Origin of the sequence: Rhizobium sp. NFR03, from assembly GCF_900111275.1 — a bacterium.
In the GTDB taxonomy this organism is placed as follows: Bacteria; Pseudomonadota; Alphaproteobacteria; order Rhizobiales; family Rhizobiaceae; genus Ferranicluibacter.
Window position 1 is genome coordinate 1 of the sequence record NZ_FOGR01000033.1, and the last position, 1,660, is coordinate 1,660.

Genomic DNA, 1,660 nt, shown 5'->3' on the forward strand with positions numbered 1-1,660 from the left:
GAAACCCGGCGGCTGACCTATGAACTGCTGATGGATACGCTGTCGCACCATCCCGATCTCGTCGGCGTTTACTGCATGGGGGGTGGTATGGAGGGTGCCATCGAGGCGCTGACGGAGAGCAAGCGCTCGGAGGAGATCGCCTGCCTCGTCAACGAACTTACCCCGGAGTCCCGCCAGGCGCTGCTCGAGCGCCGGATCTCGGGCGTTTTTCAGACGCCACTGGTTGAACTGTGTACCGACCTGATTGCAACGATGGTGCATACGATCGAGCACGGCATGGCCGAAAGCCCCGGACAGCGCTTTTTTCCGGCACTTCTCTGGGTTCCTGAAAGTCTATGAGTGAATGATAGAAAAATGTCAGACTGAAGAGAACGTTTCTATCAGGAATGACGGCTTGACCCTCTCATGACGTGTTGACCCGCCGGGCCGACTGCGGAATTGTCCCCCTGCGGTGACGAGGTAGGAGCTCACCGCTTACGCAACAAGATCCTTCTTTTCCGCCGCTGGCTCGCCAGCGGCGTCGGACACGCATGCCCATAAACAGCCGCGTAACGGCGGCAACACGAATAAAGTGGAGGAGAACCCGATGAAAAAATATTTGCTGGCGACAGCACTCGCAACGATGCTCGCGACAACGGCCTCGGCCGAGACCATCGGCGTCTCGATGGCGCTTTTCGACGACAACTTCCTGACCGTTCTTCGCAACGGCATGACGGACTACTCGAAGGATCTGAAGGACGTCACGCTGCAGATCGAGGACGCGCAGAACGATGTCGGCAAGCAACTGAGCCAGGTGCAGAACTTTGTGGCCTCCGGCGTCGATGCGATCATCGTCAACCCGGTCGATACCGATGCGACCGTCGCGCTGTCACAGGCTGCGGCTGCCGCCGGCATCCCGCTCGTCTACGTCAACCGTCAGCCCGTCAACGTCGATGATCTTCCCGAAAAGCAGGCCTTCGTCGCCTCCGACGAAAAGGAATCCGGCACGCTGCAGACGAAGGAAGTCTGCCGCATGCTGAAGGCTGCCGGAAAGACCGAGGCGAAGGCCGTCGTCATGATGGGCGAACTGTCGAACCAGGCGGCGCGCATGCGCACGCAGGACATCAAGGACGTGCTTGCGACGCCGGATTGCAGCTTCATCAAGATTGTCGAGGAGCAGACCGCCAACTGGTCGCGCACGCAGGGCTCCGACCTGATGACCAACTGGCTTTCGGCCGGCGTCCAGTTCGATGCCGTGATCGCCAACAACGACGAGATGGCCATCGGCGCGATCCAGTCCCTGAAGTCGTCGGGACGCGCCATGGATGATGTCATCGTCGCCGGGATCGATGCGACCCAGGATGCCTTGGCCTCCATTGCCGCCGGCGAGCTCGATGTCTCGGTCTTCCAGAACGCGGCCGGCCAGGGCCGTGGTGCCGTGGATGCCGCACTGAAGATCGCACGCGGCGAGACCGTGGAGAAGAAGGGCTACGTTCCCTTCGAACTCGTCACGCTGTCGAACCTCAAGGACTATCAGGCGAAGAACTGATCCTCTTTGCGACAGAGGGGGAGGCGGCGACGCCTTCCCCGATCCCATCCTGGAGGGTTTCCTTATGGTCAGTCCCCGCACTGCCGAAGCGATCAAGCACGTCATCGAAGAGACGGAACGCCACGGACTTCT

Annotated in this window: 1 protein-coding gene and 1 pseudogene; both read left to right on the top strand. The window is 60.6% G+C overall.

From position 1 onward, the window contains the following. Positions 1-339 (top strand): annotated as a pseudogene (locus tag BSG19_RS25605) (LacI family transcriptional regulator); the annotation flags it as partial. Between the two features lie 247 nt (positions 340-586). Beyond that, positions 587-1,528 carry a sugar ABC transporter substrate-binding protein gene (locus tag BSG19_RS25610; RefSeq protein ID WP_092990805.1) on the top strand — a complete coding sequence of 314 codons (942 nt, stop codon included), beginning with the start codon at positions 587-589 and terminating at the stop codon, positions 1,526-1,528. Positions 1,529-1,660: the final 132 nt, after the last annotated feature.